Source organism: Flavobacterium chilense (assembly GCF_001602525.1).
Lineage (GTDB): Bacteria > Bacteroidota > Bacteroidia > Flavobacteriales > Flavobacteriaceae > Flavobacterium > Flavobacterium chilense.
On the sequence record NZ_LSYT01000009.1, the window covers coordinates 109,990 to 131,992 of the forward strand.

The 22,003-nt window shown below is 33.6% G+C and carries 20 protein-coding genes; 15 read left to right on the forward strand and 5 right to left on the reverse strand.

Annotated elements, in window-relative coordinates; translation table 11 throughout:
* The first annotated feature begins 75 nt into the window (after window positions 1–75).
* The 9 genes from A4F88_RS19760 (at window position 76) to A4F88_RS19800 (ending at window position 6,041) form a co-directional block, all read left to right on the forward strand.
* Window positions 76–846, forward strand: coding sequence for a 3'-5' exonuclease (locus A4F88_RS19760; RefSeq protein WP_068844493.1), 771 nt, complete (start codon window positions 76–78; stop codon window positions 844–846).
* A 93-nt stretch (window positions 847–939) separates the two neighbouring features.
* Entirely contained in the window at window positions 940–1,551 is a 612-nt protein-coding gene (locus A4F88_RS19765) for a fumarylacetoacetate hydrolase family protein (protein WP_068844494.1), read from the forward strand.
* Complete coding sequence (locus A4F88_RS19770; RefSeq protein WP_068844495.1) at window positions 1,551–1,895, forward strand: Hpt domain-containing protein; 345 nt, start codon at window positions 1,551–1,553, stop codon at window positions 1,893–1,895. The genes A4F88_RS19765 and A4F88_RS19770 overlap by 1 nt, the downstream gene beginning before the upstream one ends.
* A gap of 206 nt (window positions 1,896–2,101) precedes the next feature.
* Complete coding sequence (locus A4F88_RS19775; RefSeq protein WP_068844496.1) at window positions 2,102–3,355, forward strand: CinA family nicotinamide mononucleotide deamidase-related protein; 1,254 nt, start codon at window positions 2,102–2,104, stop codon at window positions 3,353–3,355.
* A gap of 71 nt (window positions 3,356–3,426) precedes the next feature.
* Window positions 3,427–3,663 carry a 50S ribosomal protein L28 gene (gene rpmB / locus A4F88_RS19780; protein WP_008468080.1) on the forward strand — a complete coding sequence of 79 codons (237 nt, stop codon included), beginning with the start codon at window positions 3,427–3,429 and terminating at the stop codon, window positions 3,661–3,663.
* 27 nt (window positions 3,664–3,690) lie between these two features.
* Complete coding sequence (rpmG, locus tag A4F88_RS19785) at window positions 3,691–3,873, forward strand: 50S ribosomal protein L33 (protein ID WP_017495179.1); 183 nt, start codon at window positions 3,691–3,693, stop codon at window positions 3,871–3,873.
* Window positions 3,874–3,950: 77 nt separating this feature from the next.
* The gene (locus tag A4F88_RS19790) at window positions 3,951–4,103 is read left to right on the forward strand and encodes a DUF4295 domain-containing protein (protein ID WP_008468081.1); all 153 of its coding nucleotides are present in this window, start codon (window positions 3,951–3,953) and stop codon (window positions 4,101–4,103) included.
* 169 nt (window positions 4,104–4,272) lie between these two features.
* On the forward strand, window positions 4,273–5,226 hold the full coding sequence (gene ftsY, locus A4F88_RS19795; protein WP_068844497.1) for a signal recognition particle-docking protein FtsY: 954 nt from the start codon (window positions 4,273–4,275) through the stop codon (window positions 5,224–5,226).
* Window positions 5,227–5,432: 206 nt separating this feature from the next.
* Window positions 5,433–6,041 (forward strand): Zn-dependent protease, encoded by a 609-nt coding sequence (locus A4F88_RS19800; protein ID WP_068844498.1) that lies wholly within the window; start codon window positions 5,433–5,435, stop codon window positions 6,039–6,041.
* Between the two features lie 10 nt (window positions 6,042–6,051).
* Here the strand turns inward: A4F88_RS19800 and A4F88_RS19805 are convergent, their stop codons facing one another.
* Complete coding sequence (locus A4F88_RS19805; RefSeq protein ID WP_068844652.1) at window positions 6,052–7,122, reverse strand: serine hydrolase domain-containing protein; 1,071 nt, start codon at window positions 7,120–7,122, stop codon at window positions 6,052–6,054.
* Between the two features lie 230 nt (window positions 7,123–7,352).
* Here A4F88_RS19805 and A4F88_RS19810 point away from each other — a divergent pair, with 230 nt between their 5' ends.
* The 3 genes from A4F88_RS19810 to A4F88_RS19820 all read left to right on the forward strand — a co-directional run bounded on the left by A4F88_RS19810 (window position 7,353) and on the right by A4F88_RS19820 (window position 8,941).
* Entirely contained in the window at window positions 7,353–7,793 is a 441-nt protein-coding gene (locus A4F88_RS19810; RefSeq protein ID WP_068844499.1) for a hypothetical protein, read from the forward strand.
* Window positions 7,774–8,070, forward strand: a complete 297-nt coding sequence (locus A4F88_RS19815; RefSeq protein ID WP_068844500.1) for a DciA family protein — start codon at window positions 7,774–7,776, stop codon at window positions 8,068–8,070. The genes A4F88_RS19810 and A4F88_RS19815 overlap by 20 nt, the downstream gene beginning before the upstream one ends.
* A 154-nt stretch (window positions 8,071–8,224) precedes the next feature.
* Window positions 8,225–8,941, forward strand: coding sequence for a hypothetical protein (locus A4F88_RS19820; RefSeq protein ID WP_068844501.1), 717 nt, complete (start codon window positions 8,225–8,227; stop codon window positions 8,939–8,941).
* 101 nt (window positions 8,942–9,042) lie between these two features.
* On the opposite strand, the gene A4F88_RS19825 is transcribed toward A4F88_RS19820, so the two are convergent.
* From A4F88_RS19825 to bshC, 3 genes are all read right to left on the reverse strand, one after another.
* Window positions 9,043–9,462: a nucleoside-diphosphate kinase gene (locus A4F88_RS19825; RefSeq protein WP_031456090.1), complete on the reverse strand. Its 420-nt coding sequence runs from the start codon at window positions 9,460–9,462 to the stop codon at window positions 9,043–9,045.
* Window positions 9,463–9,679: 217 nt separating this feature from the next.
* Window positions 9,680–10,951: an acyltransferase family protein gene (locus tag A4F88_RS19830; RefSeq protein ID WP_068844502.1), complete on the reverse strand. Its 1,272-nt coding sequence runs from the start codon at window positions 10,949–10,951 to the stop codon at window positions 9,680–9,682.
* A 173-nt stretch (window positions 10,952–11,124) separates the two neighbouring features.
* A complete protein-coding gene (gene bshC / locus A4F88_RS19835) occupies window positions 11,125–12,714 on the reverse strand; it encodes a bacillithiol biosynthesis cysteine-adding enzyme BshC (RefSeq protein WP_068844503.1) in 1,590 nt (529 codons plus the stop codon).
* Window positions 12,715–12,985: 271 nt separating this feature from the next.
* Between bshC and A4F88_RS19840 the strand changes: the two genes are divergently transcribed.
* The 3 genes from A4F88_RS19840 (at window position 12,986) to A4F88_RS19850 (ending at window position 15,284) form a co-directional block, all read left to right on the forward strand.
* Complete coding sequence (locus tag A4F88_RS19840; RefSeq protein ID WP_068844504.1) at window positions 12,986–14,263, forward strand: MFS transporter; 1,278 nt, start codon at window positions 12,986–12,988, stop codon at window positions 14,261–14,263.
* Window positions 14,264–14,364: 101 nt separating this feature from the next.
* Window positions 14,365–14,619: an autorepressor SdpR family transcription factor gene (locus tag A4F88_RS19845; protein WP_068844505.1), complete on the forward strand. Its 255-nt coding sequence runs from the start codon at window positions 14,365–14,367 to the stop codon at window positions 14,617–14,619.
* Between the two features lie 5 nt (window positions 14,620–14,624).
* Complete coding sequence (locus tag A4F88_RS19850) at window positions 14,625–15,284, forward strand: SdpI family protein (protein ID WP_068844506.1); 660 nt, start codon at window positions 14,625–14,627, stop codon at window positions 15,282–15,284.
* 149 nt (window positions 15,285–15,433) lie between these two features.
* Here the strand turns inward: A4F88_RS19850 and A4F88_RS19855 are convergent, their stop codons facing one another.
* Window positions 15,434–21,991, reverse strand: coding sequence for a T9SS type B sorting domain-containing protein (locus tag A4F88_RS19855; protein WP_068844507.1), 6,558 nt, complete (start codon window positions 21,989–21,991; stop codon window positions 15,434–15,436).
* Between the last annotated feature and the right edge of the window lie 12 nt (window positions 21,992–22,003).

The following is a 22,003-nucleotide window of genomic DNA, read 5'->3' on the forward strand; positions in this document are numbered from 1 at the left end:
TTGGTTAAAAAAATCAAGAATAAAAGAGGAAATTCGGCTTTAAAAATTACATTTGTAATCTTATAAAAATTAAAAATGGAATTAAAACTCAACAAACCAATTTGCTTTTTTGATCTTGAAACAACCGGAATTGATATCGGAAAAGATCGAATTGTAGAAATTTCGATATTTAAAGTTTTTCCAAACGGAAATAAAGAAAGTAAGACCTGGTTGGTGAATCCTACCATTCCAATTCCGCCACAAACTACCGCTGTTCACGGTATTACTGATGAAAAAGTAGCAAATGAACCTACTTTTGCAGAACTGGCGCCTCAGGTTCATAATATGATTAAAGACAGTGATCTGGGCGGATTTAATTCAGATCGTTTTGATATTCCGTTATTGGCTGAAGAATTGCTTCGTGCCGGAGTTGATTTCGATATGAAAAATAAAGTTTCAGTTGATGTTCAGACTATTTTTCATAAAATGGAAGAACGTACTTTGAGTGCAGCCTTAAAATTCTATTGCGGAAAAAGTCTTGAAAATGCCCACTCGGCAGAAGCAGATACAATGGCGACTTATGAAATTTTAAAAGCACAATTGGATCGTTATCCGGAATTAGAAAATGATATGAAATCATTATCTGAATTTACGACCCGTAAAAAGATTGCTGATTTTGCCGGAATGATTGCTTTTGATCAGGACAATGAAGAGATTTTTACCTTTGGAAAACATAAAGGTGCCAAAGTAGAGAAAGTATTAGAAACAGAACCGGGATATTTTAGCTGGATTCAAAACGCTGATTTTCCCCTGTATACAAAAAAGGTTTTAACGGCAATTAAATTAAGAAAGTTAAATACAAAATAAGGTTCTGAGTCGCTAAGGTTCTAAGGTGCTAAGTTTTTTTTGCATAGTTTCTTAGAGTCTTTGTGGCTTAGCAACTTAGTAACTTATAAAGAAATGAAGATCATCTGTATCGGTAGAAATTATACCAATCATATTGAAGAGTTAAAAAACGAGCGACCAACAGAGCCTGTGGTTTTCATGAAACCTGATTCGGCAGTTTTATTAAAGCAGCATCCGTTTGTAATCCCCGAATTTTCTGAAGAAATTCATCACGAAATAGAAATAATTGTTAAAATCAATAAGGTAGGAAAGTATATTGAACCTAAGTTTGCTCATAAGTATTATGATGAAATAAGTGTAGGTATTGATTTTACTGCCAGAGATTTACAAGATAAATTAAAGTCAAAAGGATTGCCTTGGGAAAAAGCAAAAGCCTTTGACGGTTCTGCAGTTATTGGAGAGTTTTTACCAAAAACTGATTTTATTTCGATGGAGAATCTTACATTTGAGTTAACAAATAATTCTAAAACAGTTCAAAAAGGAAATACAAGTCTGATGCTTTGGAAAATTGATGAGCTTGTTTCATATGTATCACAATTTTTTACCCTGAAAATTGGAGATATTATATTTACGGGAACTCCCGAAGGTGTTGCGGCTGTAAAACCAAATGATGTTTTAGAAGGCTTTTTAGAAGATAAAAAATTATTCAGAATACAAGTAAAATAATGGCTTTAAAATACAACCTTTCAAAAGTGTATGCACTTTCAGACAATGATCCGGAATTTGTAAACGAGATTCTTAAATTATTTGTTACCGAAGTTCCTGAAGATTTAAAACAAATCAAAGAAGGAATTAAGAAAAAGGATCATAAATATGCTTATTCTTATGCACACAAAATAAAACCTACATTAGACTTAATGGGGTTAAATGTTGCTTTTGAGGAAATTCTGCAAGTCGAAGCCTGGACAAAGACAGAAGGGAAGAAAAAAGATATTATGGAAACTTTTAAGAGTATAAAAATACAAGTAAAAGAAGCGATTAAAGAGATCAAAAAAGATTTTGATTTGTAAAAAGCTTTGATAAATTTTCTAAAATCCTTTAAAATGAGCTGATAAAACAGATCATTTTGGAGGTTTTTTATTTCTTTTCTGGTTTAGTTTTCTTTAAGAATACTTTATTTTTTGATAAAGAATGTTTCTTCTTTGTTCCCAAATCTACTTACTATTCCTACTTTTGTAATAACTAATAAAATAGTATAACAGAAAAAAATATTGATATGAAAGCAGCTATTGTTACTATTGGAGATGAAATATTAATTGGTCAGATCGTAGATACAAACTCCAATTTTATAGCTAAAGAACTTGATCGGATTGGGGTTGAAGTTTATGAAATGATTTCAATAAGCGACGATAAAAAACATATTTTAGACACTTTTGCGCAATTACAAAACAAAGTTGATGTTGTAATTGTAACAGGTGGTTTAGGGCCAACAAAAGACGATGTTACTAAGAAAACTTTTTGCGAATATTTTGAAGATGAGTTAATTGTTGATGAAGTCGTTTTAGCGCATGTAACAGAATTGATTGAAGGTTTTTATAAAAGACCAATTTCTCAATTAAATAAAGATCAGGCTTTAGTTCCGTCAAAATGTACCATTTTGCATAATAAAATGGGAACCGCGCCAGGAATGTGGATGAAGAAAGAAAACACTGTATTTGTTTCGCTTCCGGGAGTTCCGTACGAGATGAAATATTTGGTCGAAGAGGAAATCATTCCAAAAATCATTCGCGAATACAAACGCCCGTATATCATTCATAAAACTGTCTTGACTTACGGTCAGGGCGAGAGCCTAGTTGCAGAACGTATAGAACACTGGGAAAATAACCTGCCGGATTTTATAAAACTGGCTTATTTACCAAATCCCGGACGAGTTCGTCTGCGTTTAACTGCCCGGGGAACAAATAAAGAAGAATTAGAAAAAGTAATAGAAGATAATATAAGTTCATTAGATGCTATAATTCATGATATTATAGTAGGCTATGAAGAAAATGAAACGATAGAATCTGTTGTTGGTAAAATTTTGACCAAACAAAACAAAACGATTTCAACCGCAGAAAGTTTTACGGGAGGAAAAATAGCTTCACTTTTGTCAGGTGTTCCCGGAGCTTCTGGTTATTTTAAAGGCAGTGTGGTTTCGTATGCAACAGAGGCGAAGGTTAATGTTCTCGGTGTCTCGCAAGATTTGGTTGATCAGTTTTCGGTAGTAAGTGCAGAGGTTGCTTCGGCTATGGCTTTGAACGTGAAAGAGATACTTAAAACAGACTATGCAATTGCCACAACCGGGAACGCCGGACCAACAAAAGGTGATTCAGATGCTGAAATTGGTGCTGTTTTTATAGCTTTGGCTACTCCAAACGGTGTAATTGTAGAAGAATTTAACTTTGGACAACCGCGTGAAAAAGTGATAGATAGAGCAACTATTAAGAGTTTGGAAATATTACAAAAAGAAATTTTAAAAATTGTGCAATAAATTTTTGCTACAATGGTTTATTTTTCTTTTCTTTGCACCCTGATTTTGAATAACGATAAAAGATAAGTATAATGTCAAGAGTTTGTGACCTTACAGGTAAAAGAGCGATGGTAGGAAATAACGTTTCTCACGCTATGAACAAAACTAAGAGAAAGTTTTCTGTAAACTTAGTTAAAAAGCGTTTTTATCTTCCAGAAGAAGATAGATGGATTACTCTTAGAGTAGCAGCATCTACGATAAAAACAATTAATAAAAATGGAATCACTGCTGTTTTGAAAAAAGCACAGTCAGAAGGATTTATCAAATAATCTTTTCCTAAATAAATATATAGCAAGATGGCAAAGAAAGGTAATAGAATCCAGGTAATTTTAGAATGTACTGAACACAAGACTTCTGGTGTTGCAGGAACTTCTAGATATATTACAACTAAGAACAAAAAAAATACTCCGGATAGATTAGAGATTAAAAAATTTAATCCAATCTTGAAACGCGTAACTGTTCACAAAGAAATTAAGTAATAATTAGAGATTTTTGTAAATCTCAAATGGTTTTGCCATTTCGAGTTTTATAAAAAACTTCAAATAACATTTGAATCATGGCAAAGAAAACCGTAGCATCGTTACAAACATCTTCTAAGAGATTATCAAAAGCCATCAAAATGGTAAAATCTCCTAAAACTGGTGCATATACATTCGTAGAATCTATTATGGCTCCTGAAGAGGTTGATGAATTCTTGAAAAAGAAATAATTACAATCACATTATATAGAAAAGCTACTTTCATTCGGAAGTAGCTTTTTTATTTTTTATATTTGTCTAAAATTTAGAGAAAAACAGCCGTTTTGTTCATCTTTAAATAATATTAAGATTGTTTAGATTGTAAAATCGCAATAATCTAAAAAACTAACAACCTATCAAAATGAGTTTTTTTAAAAAATTATTTTCTACTGATAAAAAAGAGACTTTAGACAAAGGTCTTGAAAAATCAAAAACTACTTTTTTCTCAAAGTTAAGCAAAGCCGTTGCCGGAAAATCTAAAGTTGACGATGATGTTCTGGATGATCTGGAAGAAATCCTTGTTGCTTCTGATGTTGGAGTAAATACAACCCTAAAGATAATTTCGAGAATTGAAAAGCGTGTTGCTGAAGACAAATATTTAGGAACAGACGAGCTGAATCAGATTCTTCGTGAAGAAATTGCAGCTTTATTGTCTGAAACCAATAGAGGAGAAGCGACCGAGTTTGAAGTTCCTGCAGCTAAAAAGCCATATGTTTTAATGGTTGTTGGAGTTAACGGGGTTGGAAAAACAACTACAATTGGTAAACTGGCTTATCAGTTTAAAAAAGCCGGATATAAAGTGGTTTTAGGAGCTGCAGATACTTTTCGTGCTGCTGCTATCGACCAGTTACAAGTTTGGGCAGATCGTGTAGATGTGCCTATTGTAAGACAAAATATGGGTAGTGACCCTGCATCTGTAGCTTTTGATACTTTGCAGTCAGCAGTAGCACAAAATGCCGATGTGGTAATTATTGATACTGCCGGACGTTTGCATAATAAAATCAATTTGATGAACGAACTTACTAAAGTGAAACGTGTCATGCAAAAGGTAGTAGCAGATGCGCCTCATGATGTGCTTTTAGTTTTAGACGGTTCTACAGGTCAAAATGCTTTTGAGCAGGCAAAACAATTTACTGCTGCAACCGAAGTAACTTCGTTGGCTGTAACAAAATTAGACGGAACTGCAAAAGGCGGGGTTGTGATTGGTATTTCAGATCAGTTTCAAATTCCCGTTAAATATATAGGTGTCGGCGAAGGAATCGAAGATTTACAGGTCTTTAATAAATATGAATTCGTAGATAGTTTCTTTAAATAATTGATTGATGAGTTTTTCTTCTTTTAAAAATATACCGCCTCTTGCTTTTTATTTTGGAAGCGTTATCTGTTTTGTTTTAGCGAATGTATTAAGAGACAAAACGTTGTCGTTTTATTATGTTTTATTAATTCTTGGGATACTCTTCTTTTTTATGGGAGTTCTAAGAAGATTAGGAACTAAACGATAATTCTTGTGAATTTCTGATTATGAAATACTATTTTCTGGTTTTTCTTTTTGTTATAATTTCTTGCACAAATAGAAACAATGAAAATGTCAATATTTTTCAAAAATCGAATCAAAAAGTAATTGTTATTCAGCCTTTGGGTAGCTTTAAAGCTGAAGAGGCTAAAAAAGTTTTTGTAGAAATTAAGACTATAAATCCAAATGTAGTTTTAAGATCTAATATTTCTTTTCCTGAAAATTCATTTTATAAACCTAGAAATAGATACCGTGCTGATAGTATTATTAAAAAACTTAAAAATACTATTGGTGAAGATTCTGTAATTGTTGGATTATCTCATTCTGATATTAGTACGACTAAAAATACAATTAAAGATTGGGGCGTTATGGGTTTGGGATATTGTCCGGGAAAAGCCTGTGTTGTTTCTGATTTTAGATTGCATGTCAAAAATAAAAATCAACAATTTTATAAATTAGTTTTACATGAACTTGGTCATACAGCGGGTTTGCCACATTGTGCAGTAAAGACTTGTTTAATGCGGGATGCAGAAGGAGGAAACCCACTGGATGAGGAAAAAGATTTTTGCAATAATTGTAAAAGCTTTTTAAAAGGCAAAGGCTGGCGGTTGCTATAAAATTTAATCTTTATTGATATAAAGCGCTAATTTTCTCCCATAACACTTTATCAAAATCAGACAAGGCTAAGTTAACATTGTCCGCTGCGTCTCCCATTCTGATAATTACCATGTTTTTACTCGGAACGACATATATTTTCTGGTCGTTTTTTCCTAAAGCCATAAACATATCATTTGGTGCAGTTGGAATTATACTTCCCTGAAATGTGAGTTGTGATTGTGGTAAATGATAAGAACTTTTACCGTTTAGCCACCATAAATAGCCGTATCCTAAATTGATGTTTTGTGAAGTTGTAGTGGCTTCATTAAAATAGGTTTCGTTAAGAATAACATTATTGTCCCATTTTCCTTTATTGAGCATTAGCAGTCCAAAACGTGCCATGTTTCTGGATGTGCTGGTGTAGACACTGTTAACGCCAAGTTGAACCCAGGTTCCGTTCATGCCAATTTTGTCTCTTAGTTTACTGTTAAAATAGTTCTCCCATGTTTGTCCGCTCGCTTTGGCAACAACATCTTGTAGTTTGACATATACATTGTGATATGCCCAGCGTGTTCCGGCATCTGCTTTATAAACTAAACTGGCAGGATCTACATCGTCTGTAGAATCGTCAAGTCCAGATGTCATGGTTAGGAGATTTTTGCAGGTGATAAGGTTTTCTTTTGCAAGTGTTTCGCTAGTCCAGCCTGTTCCAAGATATTTTGAGACCTTGTCATTTATATTTAGTAAATTTTCCTGTTGTGCGATTCCGGTTAAGGCAGAGGTTAATGTTTTTCCGGCACTTGCCCAATACCAGTTTGTTGAGGCTGTATGTCCGTTAAAATAATTTTCCATAACGATTCGGCCATTTACTAAGATAATAAACGATTTAGAGTGTTTAAGTTCTAAATAGTCCAAAAGTGGTTGAACGGCATTTTGATTCCATTTTAAATCAGTAATAGATTTTGTTTCCCAATTTGTTCCGGTTAACGGAGGAAAATACATGCTTTCCTGAGGAGTTGGAGCCGGATTTGGTTCAGATGAATCTTTGCTGCAGCTCATGAGTAAAAGAGCAGTCAGGATTGTGCAAATTGTTTTGGTCATGTTTATTGGTTTTGGTTTGGGGTTTGACCAAAAATATGCAAAATAGTTTAAAGTGTTTTGTGATTTTTTGTTTCTTATGATGATTATAAGTTTACCTTTGTAGTCCGAGAAAAATCTTTTGAAAACCGATGTCCCAGCCCTGATGGAAGCGGCATCCTTTTGTGCCGGTGTTCGGCACAAAAGATATAGCGGACAGCAGGTTTCAGCTCCTTATAAAAATTCAGGTACTTATGAAAAACACTTTTATGATTTTGGTTTTGTCGCTCTTGTTTGTGGGCTGCAAGCAGGAAATTAAACCGGCAGATATTGCAAAATTAAACGGATATTGGGAAATCGAAAAAGTAGTTTTTGATAAGGGTGAGGAGAAGGAGTACGGAATGAATGAAAGTTTTGATTTTTTTAAAATGAATGGCAATAAAGGAACACGTACGAAAGTAATGCCTCAACTTGACGGAACTTTTTTAACGGGAGATAACTTTGAAAATGTATCAGTTCGATTTAAAGACAAGAAAGCTTTTCTGGATTATAAAACTGAATATGCAAATTGGACGGAGGAATTAATTTCGATTTCTGATAAAGAATTTGTCGTAAAAAACAATCAGGATAAAGAGTATCATTATAAAAAAGCTGCACCTATAAATATTTTAAACGATGGCAAAAAGACTAAATAATGAAAGTACGATTGGTGCCGTTTTGCAACAAATTATTCAGGTGAATAAATTGCAGCCCGGAATGGATCAGATTGATGTAAAAGAGGCATGGAGACAACTGATGGGGAATGGTGTAAATACGTATACCAGAAACGTTATTTTGAAAGGAAGCACGCTTTATGTTGAACTTGGATCAGCAGTTTTAAGAGAGGAATTAAGTCACGGAAAATCTAAAATCGTTAAAATGATTAATGAAGAGCTTGGGCGTGAAGTTGTTAAAGATGTGGTTTTGCGATAAAATATTTTAAGATTTTTGAAATACGTTTTAATGTTAAAAAATAAATTAAGACTTCTGGTTTGGAAGTGTTTTTTTTATAATATATTTGAGCAGTAGGTTTTTTTTTATTAAAGATCTGCTTGAAAAATTAACATTTTAAACCAATTAAAAAACAATGAAAAAAGTATTACTCATTTTAACTGTATTATTTGCCTTAACGAGTTATTCACAAAAGAAAAAAGTTGCTGTTGTTTCGTTCTATACGGATAAAACAATTGATCTTTCGGAATTAGGATTAAATGGACTAGCTGCGATAGCTGATTTAGGAAATAATCCAAATTTTAATCTTTCTCCAATTTTAGAGAAATATCACAATGCATTTTTTAATGATTATGCTAAAAAATTTCCGTTTGATTTACTTCCTGAGACTGAAGTGACTCAGAAACCGGAATACATTGCTTTTACTCCTAAATTTGCAAGAGAAGGCGGAGAAAAAGGTACTATTATTAACTATCCCGGATATAAATATATTTATGAAGGAATGAATGGTTCTGCAAATGAAGTAGCGACCTCTACTATGTTTAAAGAAGTAGCCGATGGTGTTTTGTTTACAGAAATTCATTTTGCTGTAGTAAAAGGATTCGCTGTTGGCGGAACCGGAACAGTAAAAATGAAAGCTTATGCGAGAATCGCTTTGTACGATAAAACAGGAAAAAAAGTATTTGCTTTCTCTGAAGGAGCAAACTCTAAGAAAACTGGAACAATTGTAGGCGGAATTCCTGTTTTAAGTCTTGATAAAGTATTACCTATGTGCGAAAGTGCATTAGAAGAGCTTTTGAAAGATCTTGATGAAAAAATCGAGAAAATTGTTAAAAAGTCAGATAAACTTTAATCGACATTTGTTATAAACACAAAAAAAATCCATTCGCTTAGCGAATGGATTTTTTTATTTACAAAGTTCAGCAATCTAAAATCTGAACTCTAAATCATAAATTAAAACTGCTCTCTACCAGCAAAGTGAAATGCACCTTCGATAGCAGCATTTTCGTCGCTGTCAGAACCGTGAACTGCATTTTCTCCAATAGAAGTTGCGTATGCTTTACGAATAGTTCCTTCAGCAGCTTCAGCCGGGTTTGTAGCTCCAATTAAAGTTCTGAAATCTTCTACTGCGTTGTCTTTTTCTAAAATTGCAGCAACAATTGGTCCGCGTGACATAAATTCAACTAATTCTCCGTAGAAAGGTCTTTCTGCGTGAACTGCGTAAAATGCTTTAGCATCAGCTACAGTTAATTGAGTTAATTTTAATGAAACGATTTTAAAACCACCATTAGTGATCATTGCTAAGATATTTCCGATGTGTCCGTTTGCAACAGCATCTGGTTTAATCATTGTAAAAGTTCTATTTGTTGCCATTTTATATTTTATTAAATTTTGTGCAAAAGTATACTTTTTTTATGAATTGTTTTTAATTAATTCGTAATTAAAACATAGTAGAATGATGTTTTAGTCAAGAAAAGTTTTTTAAACCATATAAGTAATATAAGTTCATTTAAATACTGCGTGCAGAATATCTCCACAAAGCATAACGTATTTCTAAAATGAACTTATATTACTTATATGGTTAATAAATTTAAACTTTGAATATTAATTTGTTTTTATAGAATATCCATAAAATAAAAGTCCAGATACAAACATAAACAAGCGCTCCGGCTAATGAAGCAGTCATTGGGTTACTGAAAAATGGAGCGATCCAAAAACTGTACAGGTAATTTAATAAATTGATTTTTTCTGAGGTTTTATGCGGTTTTTGAAATTCGATCATGACTAAAGCCTGCGGAATAATCTGCGAGCTAAAGAATACAATCATAGGATTTACGCCCCAGATTAAGAATAGTTTGAATCCTTTTTTATAATGGGCAATGTCGATTATGTAGTATAAAACAGTAAGAAATACTGTAGCTAAGCCTGTAGTGTATAAAACATAGCTGCTTGTCCAGATTGATTTGTTTATTGGAAAAACAATATCCCAGATTAAGCCGAAAAAGATAAGTATCGTACCAATGATACCCATTTTTTGCGCTTTTAGGATTTTGATGGTATTGGCTTGTAAAAGCTGTCCGATTAATAAACCGATAATTCCGTTTACAATTGACGGTATAGTGCTTAAAATTCCTTCCGGATCCCAGGTTACGGTTCCGCGATACATATGTCCTTCTAATAAAATGCCGTCAAGCCAGGACGCAAGGTTCGTTCCTTTGTCAAGATTTGCCTCGCCAATTCCGGGAACGGGAATTAAAGTCATGATTGCCCAGTATCCTAAGAGTAAAACAATTCCGGTAATGATTTGAGTTCGCTGAGAGGTTTTTAGATATAAAAGTGAAACTACAAAATAGACAATTGCAATTCGTTGCAAAACGCCGGGAAGCCTTACATTGCTGTAAGCTTCGATGCCGCTGTAAGCCAGAAACAGATAGATAAACAGAATTGAAAATGCTAAAATGTTTTTGATTTTTGAACTGAAATTTCCCATTAAGGCATAACCTACAGCAATAGTAATGGCAAGTCTGCCAATTAAAAGCGGAATTCCTTCAAGTCCGAATAACTGGATTTTTCCAAAAAAGTTGAAAAATATCCCTAAACAGAGCATTCGTAAAGAGCGGACTAAAATTTTGTTGAATGTTGTGCCGTCATAAAACTTATCAGGCATCGCAAGCGGAACGGCGACTCCCATTATAAAAATAAAAAACGGAAATACTAAATCAGTTGGTGTGCAGCCGTGCCATTCGGCGTGTAATAATGGCGGGTAAACATGTCCCCAATCTCCGGGGTTGTTTACAATTGTCATTAATAAAATTGTTAGTCCACGAAAGACATCTAGCGAAATTAAGCGTTCTTTTACCATTGGTTTTGGGTAAATTGGTTAGTTAATAATTTTAAAAATCGCTATTTGGTTTGAAATAATAATTTGGAGAAGATAGGTGGTTATTTGGTTCTCAAAAATTATTATTTTATTTTTTTTTTAGCCACGAATTCACGAATTTTTATTTGATTAATTCGTGAATTTGTAACTTACTTTTATATTATTATGATGTTAAAATTCATTTCTAAAGGTTTCAGTTTTTGTAATAAAAGCGGCACTAACTGCTCGCCTTTTTCCAGATAAAATTCTGAAAAATTGCTTTGGCGTTCCTGCAGGCTGTTGTTTGGGAACAATTCGCATTGTAAATCGGTTATACGCTGCAATTGATCACTTAGTTTTCTTTTTTGCGCTTTTAATAAACGTTTTTCTAAATTTTCAAGACCTTTTGTCTGCTTCACTTCCTGGGCTTTTACAGCTCCTGAAAAAGATTTATCAGTTTGATTGGCTAATTCATAAAGATATTGAAATTGGGTTTTCAATATTTCTTTTTGAGGTGTTAAATCAATTGGAAATGCAGAAATTTTATGTGTAATCGTGTTTATTAAATTTTCTTGTTTCGTAAAAAGATCTGCCCAGCTTAATTGCAACTGATCTGCTTTTTTAGCTTGTTTTTCGGTTGCTAAAAGAACAGAGTTACGAACCAAAATCATTGGAAAAGTAATTTTTACAGCATCAAAAAAGGATTTTAATTCCAGCCAATAAGCAATTTCTCCGCCTCCGCCAATGTAGCATAAATTTGGAAGAATAATTTCCTGATAAAGCGGGCGCATAATAACATTTGGACTGAATTTTTCAGGATGATTTTCTAATTCAGAAAGAATTTGTTCTTTAGAAAATGAGATTTTTGTGTTGTTTACAAAGTACTTATCTTCTTCAAAAATGATTCTTTCACGGAGATTATCTTCTATATAAAATAAATTAATCTCACGCGGATTTACCTGAACCGTATATTCTTTTAATTGTTCAATCGTTTCCTGAACCGCTTTGTATGAAGTTTGTTTTTCCAGTTCTTCTTTTGCATACGGAATAAAAGCACGTTTTAAATCGGCATCGTCAGCATCTATGATAACTAAACCATAATTAGCAAATAAGCTGTTGGCTAAAAATCGGGTTGCATTCGCCAGATTATCGTGTTTTAAATAAGCATCTTCAAAAAGCTTTTTTAAAGTATTGGCATTCGTACTTGAACCTAATTCTAATGAATAGATCTCAAAAAACTCAGCTAAACCTTCTGTTGAAAGTCGGCCAACCGGACCGTTACTTTCTTTGTTCCATCTGAATTTTTTTCCTTTAAAATTAAAATAATTGATTTCTTCAAAATCATGATCTTCTGTCGCCATCCAATAAATTGGGACAAAATTGTATGACGGATATTTCGATTTTAATTCCTTAGTAAGATTAATGGTCGAAATGATTTTATATAAGAAATACAACGGTCCGCTAAATAAATTTAACTGATGTCCGGTTGTAACGGTAAAGGTATTTTCGAGTGCTAAAAGCTCAATGTTTTGTTTGGTTGAATCTGAGATTTCGATGCTTTGATACTGCCTTTTTAAAGAGGCAACCAAAGGAGTTCGGTTATTATTATCAAAGTTGTTTGCTTTTTCAGCAATTTGCTTTTCGAAATTTTCTAATGTTGGAAAATGGTTGTACAGCGGTTTTAATTCTGATTTTTGATCTAAATAATCTTGTATCAATTTAGAGAAATATCCAGAAGTTTGATAGCTGATACAGTCGGTAGGCATAATTTTAAATTTATTTTTGACAGTTGTAAATTTAATGAAAATATGTAGTTAAAAACGGTTTTAACGATTGCTTATGATTTGATTTTTATTTTTTGTTTTAAACGTCCTGTAATCAGGTTTTTAATTTTGATTGAATTGATGTTGTTTAAAATGTAAAACACATCAAATTTGTTAAAAATACAGAAGAGTTTTAAAACTAATTGCTCTAAGTGTGAAATATTAATAACGAAACTATATTTTTGTAACCAAAAAAAAGATATATCTATTTTACATGGAAACTAACCCGAAAAAGAAGAACTCATTAAAACATGTTCTTTTTGGTTCTTTGATTGGAACTACAATTGAATTTTTTGATTTTTATATTTATGCCAATGCAGCCGTGTTGGTTTTTCCGCAATTATTTTTTCCCGGTTCAGATTCGACGATGGCGACTCTGGAATCTTTAGCCACTTTTTCAATTGCATTTCTATCCCGTCCGTTAGGTTCAGCATTTTTTGGACATTATGGAGATAAGATCGGACGTAAATTTACTTTAGTTGCCGCTTTATTGACAATGGGAATTTCGACTGTGACGATTGGATTTTTGCCAAGTTATGCCAGTATTGGTGTTGCTGCTCCGTTATTATTAATGCTTTGTAGATTTGGACAAGGTGTTGGTTTAGGAGGCGAGTGGGGAGGAGCCGTTTTATTGGCTATAGAAAATGCACCGCCACACAAACGTGCCTGGTACGGAATGTTTCCTCAATTGGGTGCTCCAATTGGATTGTTACTTTCGGGCGGAACTTTTTTATTGTTAACCGATTCTATGAGCAATGAGGCTTTTATGGATTACGGCTGGAGAATTCCGTTTATTGCAAGTTCATTATTGGTTATCGTAGGGTTTTATATTAGAACAAAAATCACTGAAACGCCTTCTTTCGAAAACTCTAAAAAAGAACAGGAAGAAGTTAAAGTCCCTTTTTTGGAGCTTGTGAAATCGTATAAAAATCAACTGATTTTTGGAACGTTTGCTGCTATTACAACCTTTTTGGTTTTTTACCTGATGACGGTTTTTACATTAAGCTGGGCAACTTCAGATTTAGGAATTGTTAAAAGAGACGGATTATTAATACAGTTGTTTTCAGTATTGTTTTTCGCCATTTTTATTCCGGTTTCAGCAGTAGTTGCAGATAAAATTGGCCGTCGTAAAATGCTTATTGCTGCTACAGCAGCTATTGCAATTTTTGGATTTTTCTTTTCTTATTTTTTAAGTTCAGGAAACATTGTTTTGGTTACCACTTTTGCCTGTATCGGAATGGCTTTGATGGGATTCACTTATGGTCCGTTGGGAACTTTTTTATCCGAGTTGTTTCCAACAAATGTTCGTTATTCTGGTGCTTCTTTAACTTTTAATTTAGCAGGAATTCTTGGTGCTGCTTTTGCACCTATGATTGCCATTTGGCTGGCATCTAAATATAGTGTGAGTTATGTTGGTTTGTACTTAACAATAGCTGCATTTATTTCTTTAGTTTCACTTTTGGTGATTAGTAAAGACGAACATAAGTTTTAAATTAATTTCTATTGATATAAAAAAGCAGCAATTAAAAAATTGCTGTTTTTTTTTGTTTGTTTAAAAAGTATTTAGATATTTGTCTAAATATATAAATGTTTATGAATGATATTTTTAAAGCATTAAATGATGCCACACGAAGAGAGATTTTAGATCTTTTAAAAGAAAAAGATAGGTCTGCAGGCGAAATTGCTGATGCTTTTAATATTTCAAAACCAAGTATTTCTCATCATTTAGATATTCTAAAACGAGCAGATTTAATAACGTCTGAAAAAAACGGACAATTCATTATTTATTCCATAAATACCACCATAATGGAAGATGTCTTGCAATGGATACTAACCTTTAAACAATAATAAAAATGAATCTGGAATTAAAAAAAGAACTTCCTATTATTGGAATTGTTTTGACACCTTTTGTTTACTTAGCTTTAATCTGGAACAGCCTTCCGGAAACTGTTCCTATTCATTGGAATTCTAAAGGAGAAATAGACAGGTGGGGCAATAAACTTACCTTGATTCTAATGCTTTTTATGCTTCCCGTTTTAACTTACATCATAATGTCTGCTGTTGCGAAGATTGATCCTAAGAAAAAAATGTCATTGATGGGAGGGAAGTTGTATCAGCTTAAATTTATCATGGTTCTTTTTATGTCATTTTTAGCCTTGTTTATTATCTATAGTACTAAAAACCTGGCTTCTTCAAGTCCAAGTTTTGTTTTTACACTAGTGGGTGCTTTGTTTGTGATTTTAGGAAACTATTTCAAAGTGATACAACCCAATTATTTTATAGGAATAAAGACACCATGGACTTTAGAATATCCGGAGGTGTGGAAAACTACGCATGTTTTTGCCGGAAAACTTTGGTTCATTGCGGGTCTGGTTATCGTTTTAGGAAGCTTAATTTTTGAAAGCCCTGTTTTCTCTAAAGTATTTTTGGTAATTGTTTTGAGCATAGCAACTGCCCCTTTAGTTTATTCTTATTTAAAATATAAAAGTTTGAAAAAGAAAGGAGATATATAAAACAAATACATTATTGACGATGATAAAAGTGATATTTATTCTAATGACACTATTGGTGCATTATATTTGGGAGATTAAAAAGTAGTTCTATATCTAAATAAAAAGTTCGCAAAGATTTTATGCTTTTGCGAACTTTTTTATGTTGATGTTTATCGTTTCAGACTAAAATGTCCTCTAAATTCTTTTCCGTTAAAGCGGGTAGCAGTAAACCAATAATCTGAAGCTGGTAGATCTTTTCCGGTGTAGGTTCCGTCCCAGGAAGTGTTATAGGTTAGTTCTTTTATGAATTTTCCGTAACGGTCAAATATTTTAATTACTGAATTTGGTGCTAAATAAACAAAATCTATAGTCCAGGTATCATTATAACCATCATTGTTAGGTGTAAAGAATTTAGGAAACGGAATCTCGTCTACAAAATTAATGCAATCGCCAACTGTTGCTCCCAGTATACTTATGTCAACAGGAATTCTGTCACTTTCACAACTATTGATAGTTTGCGAAGCATAATAAGTAATTCCGTTTTCAAGAAGAGCCGATTCTGACAGAACAATAGCAGAAGAAGCACTTTCAAACCATTTTATATTTTGCCCCATAATATTGATGTTTTTTATGGAAGCATTTTTTTGAATACAAAATACCTGTGGTGAATCAGCAATTGGAATTTGAGTATCCTGAATTTTTACTGTTATAGCAAGTCGCGGACTTTCGCAGCTGTTTATTGTTTGGGTTGCATAGTAAACACGACTTTCCAGCAAAGTACTTTCTGTTAAAATGTTTCCATTTACTGCCGCATCATACCACTTAATTGCCGTTCCTGTTAGTTTTATATTTTCTAAAGTTGCAATTTCATCAATACAAAAATTCTGAATCTTAGAACCTGACGGGAATGCTGGAAAATTGGTAAACGGAATTATTACCGCTTTAGTAGGTTCAGAAATACAGCCATCTGAGTTTTTAACTTTAATATTATAATCGCCCGGAGTCAGGTATTCTGAGATTTGAGCTGTTGTCCATGTCAAACCATCATCAAAACTGTATTGGGAAGCCGTAGATGTTATCGTTACCTGCCCTTTTAAATTAGAGCAATCAGGCTGCGTAAGATTTATTGTTGGAGCATTAGGATAATCTAGAGGTGCGTTTATTTTAATTGAAACCACTTCGGATTCACATCCTGTAGCGTTTTGAACCTTAATCATATAATTTCCAATAGCTAAATTTCCGGAATCTGAGTTTGTGCTCCAGGTTTTTCCGTTATCAAAACTATATTTTGAAGCGATATTGGTAATTTTGATATTTCCGAAAGGATTGGTACAACTAATAGGTTGAGAAACTGTATAACTGGGTGTGGTTATAACATCTGAAAGAGGATTTATTGTAGCTTTAGCAGAAAGCGAAGGACAACCTGCAGTACTATTTTTAATTTTGATAAAATAAGTACCAGGAATTAGATCAGTCGCTTTAGAATTTGTTGTCCAGGTGAGACCATCATCAAAACTATATAAATTCGAAACCGTAGAAACTACAATATTACCTGTAGCCTGATTACAGCCAGTTGGATTTGTGACTACAACTTGTGGCGTTTCAGGAGTTACAGGTGCAGCTTGTATAGTTACAGGTGCCGCAAGAGAAATACAACCCGAATTATATTTAACCATCAAATTGTAGGTTCCGGCAGATAAATTAGATTTGGTATTAGATGTCCCAAACGTGATTCCATTATCAAAACTATAAAAATCGGCTGCAGTATCAATTGCAATTGATCCTGTATAAGTAGTGCTGCAATCGGGTTGAATTGCTTTAAAGTCAGGAGCCGGAAGTGCTGATAAAGATGAAATTGTAACAGGAGCAGCATCTGAAACACAACCCGCAGCATTTTTAATTTTTATGAAATAAGTACCCGGAGAAAGATCTGTTTTTGTATTAGAAAAAATATAGGTTAATCCGTTGTCATAGCTATAAGTTGCTGCAGTTGTTGTAATGGTAATTGAACCTTTTGATGAGCTGCAATTTGGCTGAGTTGTGGTAAAATTTGGAGCTGCAATCGTAGTACCAGAACTTAAGTTAACAACAGTTGTTGCTGATTCGCAACTATATGAGTTTGTTTTGATTTTAATAACATAAGTACCAGCCCCAACATTTATTTTCGTAGGACTTGTTGTCCAGCTGTTTCCATCATTGAAACTATAACTTATGGCTGATGTTGTTATAGTGATACTGCCATCAGTGGCACTACACGAAGAAGGTTGAACTATCTTTACAGCAGGTGCAGCAGGAATTGCCGGAGGAGTATTTATATAGGTATAACTGCTGTAAGAGGTACATCCCAAAGTATTTTTTATTAATACATTGTAAGAGCCACCAGCTAAATTTTTCTTTATAGGATTTGTGGTCCAGGTTATTCCTCCATCAAAACTATATTGATCTGCAGTAGAATTTACTATTATAGTCCCAGTAGGAATACTGCATGTGGGCTGGATAGTAGTTACATTTGGTGAAGATAGATAATACTTATTTATATAGAAATATTGGGATTGTGATTTACAACCCTTTGCATTTTTAATGAGTACATTATAAGACGAATTTGTTGGATTTAGTAAAATAGGATTTGTTGTCCAGGTATTTCCTCCGTCAAAACTATAATTGTCTGCAGGAGTAGTAACAGTAATGCTTCCTCCATTTCCACAGCTGGGTTGTACTACTTTTACATTTGGATTGGGAAGATAATAAGAATTGATGTAAATTGATAGGCCATTGGATTTACAACCTGTTGCATTTTTTATCATAATAGCATAATAACCGGAAGTAAGTCCTGAAAGGACCGGATTAGTTGTCCAGGTATTGCCATTGTCAAAGCTGTAAGAACTTGCTACTGTTGCAATGGTAATACTTCCGTTGACGCCACATGTTGGTTGGATTAATGTAAAATCGGGATTAGGTAAATAATATTGTTGTAGGCTCGTGTATGCACTGTAAGGGGAAGACGTGCATCCAGAAGCATTTTTAACTAATAAATAATAAGAGCTTGGACTTAGATTAGTAAATACAGGATTAGTACTCCAGGTTGTACCTCCATCTATACTGTATTGTGCTTCAGTTGAAGTAAAGGTTATGCTTCCTCCAACTCCACAAGCAGGTTGTGTTATTTTAAAAGTGGGAATTGGAAGGTAATAATCCTGAAGTGATACTGATACTGAGTTAGAAATACAACCTTGGGCATCTTTAATTCTTGGATAATAATATCCTGTTGAAAGATTTGAAAAAACAGGATTTGTAACCCAATTTATTCCGTCAAGACTATAAGAGCTGGCAGTAGTATTAATTTTAATACTGCCTTTTGTTCCACATCCTGGCTGAGTGATGGTTAATTTGGGCTGTGCCAACCTCGAGTCATCCATATAAATGGAAATGGAATTGGATGTACAATTGTCTTTTTTTATCATTAAGGAATAAGATCCCGGGCCTAAATTATTAAAAACATTACTTGTTTTCCAGTTGGTACCATAATCGATACTGTAATAATCTGCAGTAGTATTAAATGTAATATTGCCAATATTTCCACAACTTGGATTGGTAACTGTATAATCCGGTTCAGGAAGCTTTACGCTGTTAATTGAAACACCGACATTGTAAGAAACACATCCTAAATTGTTTTTTATAGCAATGTTGTAATAGCCATAAGAATTAAGATTTGATAAGGAAGGCGAAGTTCCCCACGTATATCCTCCATCAAAACTGTAGAAACTGGCAATTGTATTTATTGTAATGCTGCCCGGGGACGTACAAGTGGGCTGAACAACAGTATAATCGGGAATGTCTAAATTGGGATTGTTTAAATAAACACCACTTGGATAAGAAGTACAGCCAAGATTATTTTTTACAATTATTGTATAAGCACCGGGAGGCAATGATTTAGAATTGAGAGTGGTCCAGGTGGTACCATTGTCGAAACTGTAAAAATCGGATAATGAGTTAACAGTGATTTTTCCGTTTACGCCACAGCTTGGCTGTTCCAGACTAATAATTGGCGAACTCAGGTAAGGCTGAGATAAAGAAACATAATTGCCGGCGCTGATACATCCCGCACTGTTTTTTATTTTTATCTGATAGCTTCCAAAAGGTAGACTTTTAACATTATTGCTGGTCCAGGTTACTCCATTATCAAAACTATACGAATCTGCTACAGTAGTAATGGTAATGTTTCCATCGGTTCCGCAAAGAGGTTGTTCAGTTGTATACGAAGGGTATAAATCTTTAAAGTCATTTAAATAAGCATAGGTATAATAAGAAGTACAACCTAAAGCATTTTTAATTCCTATAGAATAGCTTCCGGCATTTAAATTGCTCATTTTGTTGTTTGTAACCCATGTGGCTCCTCCATCAAAAGTATAAAAATCCGAAAGAGTATTAATGGTAATACTTCCTTTTACAGTACAGGCAGGTAATTCAGTTGTAAAAGTTGGGGTTTCCAGTGTATTACTACTGATGAGTACATTGTTTGCCGACGAAATACAACCTTGTGAATCTTTGGTACGGATTTTATAATTTGCAGGTAAAAGATTGTTAGCAACAGAATTATTCACCCAAGTGACACCATCATCAAAACTATAATATGCAGCTGGAGTTGTAATTGTAATGCTGCCGGTGTCTCCACAAAATAGAGGATTGGTATAATTGTAATTTGGATATAAAGTAGAAGCGGCCGTGATAGTTACACTTTGAGAATAAGAAGTACATCCATTTACGGTCTTTATTTTTACTAAATAAGTACCAGGATATAAATTACTTTTTGTGTTACTTGTGCTCCAGGTTGCACCATCATCAAAACTATATTGCGATGCCGTTGAAGTTACTTTTATTGTTCCTGTTGTAGAAAAACAAGAGGGCTGTGTAATTTGTAAGCTGGGAGAAACTGCAGTTTGACTTGGTTCGATAGTAACACTCGCATCGCTGGTGCATCCAAAAGAATCTTTGACAGTAACAGAATAATCGCCTAATGAAGTTACTGTAATACTTTGTGTTGTTTCTCCGGTATTCCATAAATATGAAGCTCCTGAAGAAGAAGTTAATACAGTACTTCCAGAGCAAACATTTAGGATACCTGTAATATTTGCTGTAGGATTTCTTACTTCTAAATTGGCAGAAATTATTTTGTAGCAGGTAGCATCCCTGCTCACTCTAACAAAAATAGAAGCACTTGAACTTGGATAACTTGTAAAATTGGTGATAGGATTCAAATTGGATTCTGCTTCGTTGTAATTTTTAAAATAACTAAAACTTAAACCTGTAGTAGAAGGAACTACTAAAGAATTTAATGTAGACAAATCAAAATTTTCACTTCCGTCACGATTTGCATCACATTGAGATATTTTGGCAGTCGTTACATTAATAGTACAACTTGAAGAGCAATTCAAAAAAGAAATATCCCAGCCAGGATTTGCGTCAGGATCTATGGCAGAATCAAATGTGGTGCCTGCACAGGAAGTCCCGGAAATGTCATAATCTACTTGTACACCTACATTATAATTGGCATTGGTACTATTTGGAAAATCACTGGCTTTTAATGTAAAACAAAATCTTTTATTTGTCGTGTCTAAGCTTGAAGTAGTTGATGTACTATAAACAGAAACATTATTGTTGTTGTAAACATTTAAAGTGATTTTTTTTACTGATGCAGAAATTCCTCCGGAATTAGGAATAGTATAACTGCCACATACTGAAATTGGTAAACTAGGGCAGACTTTATTTAAAGGATCTAGTTCTATAGAACCTTGCATATTTTCATTGGAATGTAACATACATACATCATCAACATACATATACCCAAAATGCCCGCCCAATCCACATCTGGAAGCCATAAATTCAACGGTAAATTCTTCATAATTAGGAATAGATGAAATGTCCAATAATCCTGATTGCCAATTGGAAGTATATAAAGTAACATAACCAGAAGACTGACTTGGAACCTTGCTGAAAATGCAATTTTTTTCATCTCCGACCAAACAAAACTCACTGACAACTACCTTATTTTTATCTAAAATTCGTGCTTTTACAAAAGCCTGATTGTCAGTGTGACTATTGTCGTATACACTTTGTAATACAGCTTTGTAGTTAAATTTTAAGTAATTTTCATTATTTGTTTTAAACCTTTTGCCCTGAACAATAGAACCGTAAGTAGAGGAGTTTTCATAATTAATTTTAAGAGCATACTGATCAAATGCTTTAATGTCTCCTATATAAGGGTCAACCAAATTTGCAGAAACACCAGTTGCCATAATGTTCATATTATTAGGATTATAGCGATTGATATAGGAATCGGCAGTATTGCTAATCGAGCGGCATTGCGTTGGACCTGGAGGGTCACCTATTGTGCATAGAAAATTTTTAAGATAACTGTTTCCGTTTATAGTTTCATATTGCTCAAAACTTCCATTAGTACACATTTCTACTCCTTGAAGAGTAGCTGCAGTTTTTGAAGTCGAATTTCCATCTTTTGAACTCAAAATTACTTTTTTTAGATTCAGCATTTCTGCTTTCATCTCTTCCTCCCTAATTTTTAAAAATTGTTTTTGCTGTTCCAAATCTTGAATTAGATGACCATGTTTATCTTCTAATAATAAATTATTGGAAGAATTCGGATTAATTTCCTGCGCAAAAATACAAGCACATTTGATAAACAGGGTAAATAAGAGTAAAGTTCTAAGCTTCATTAATAAAAATTT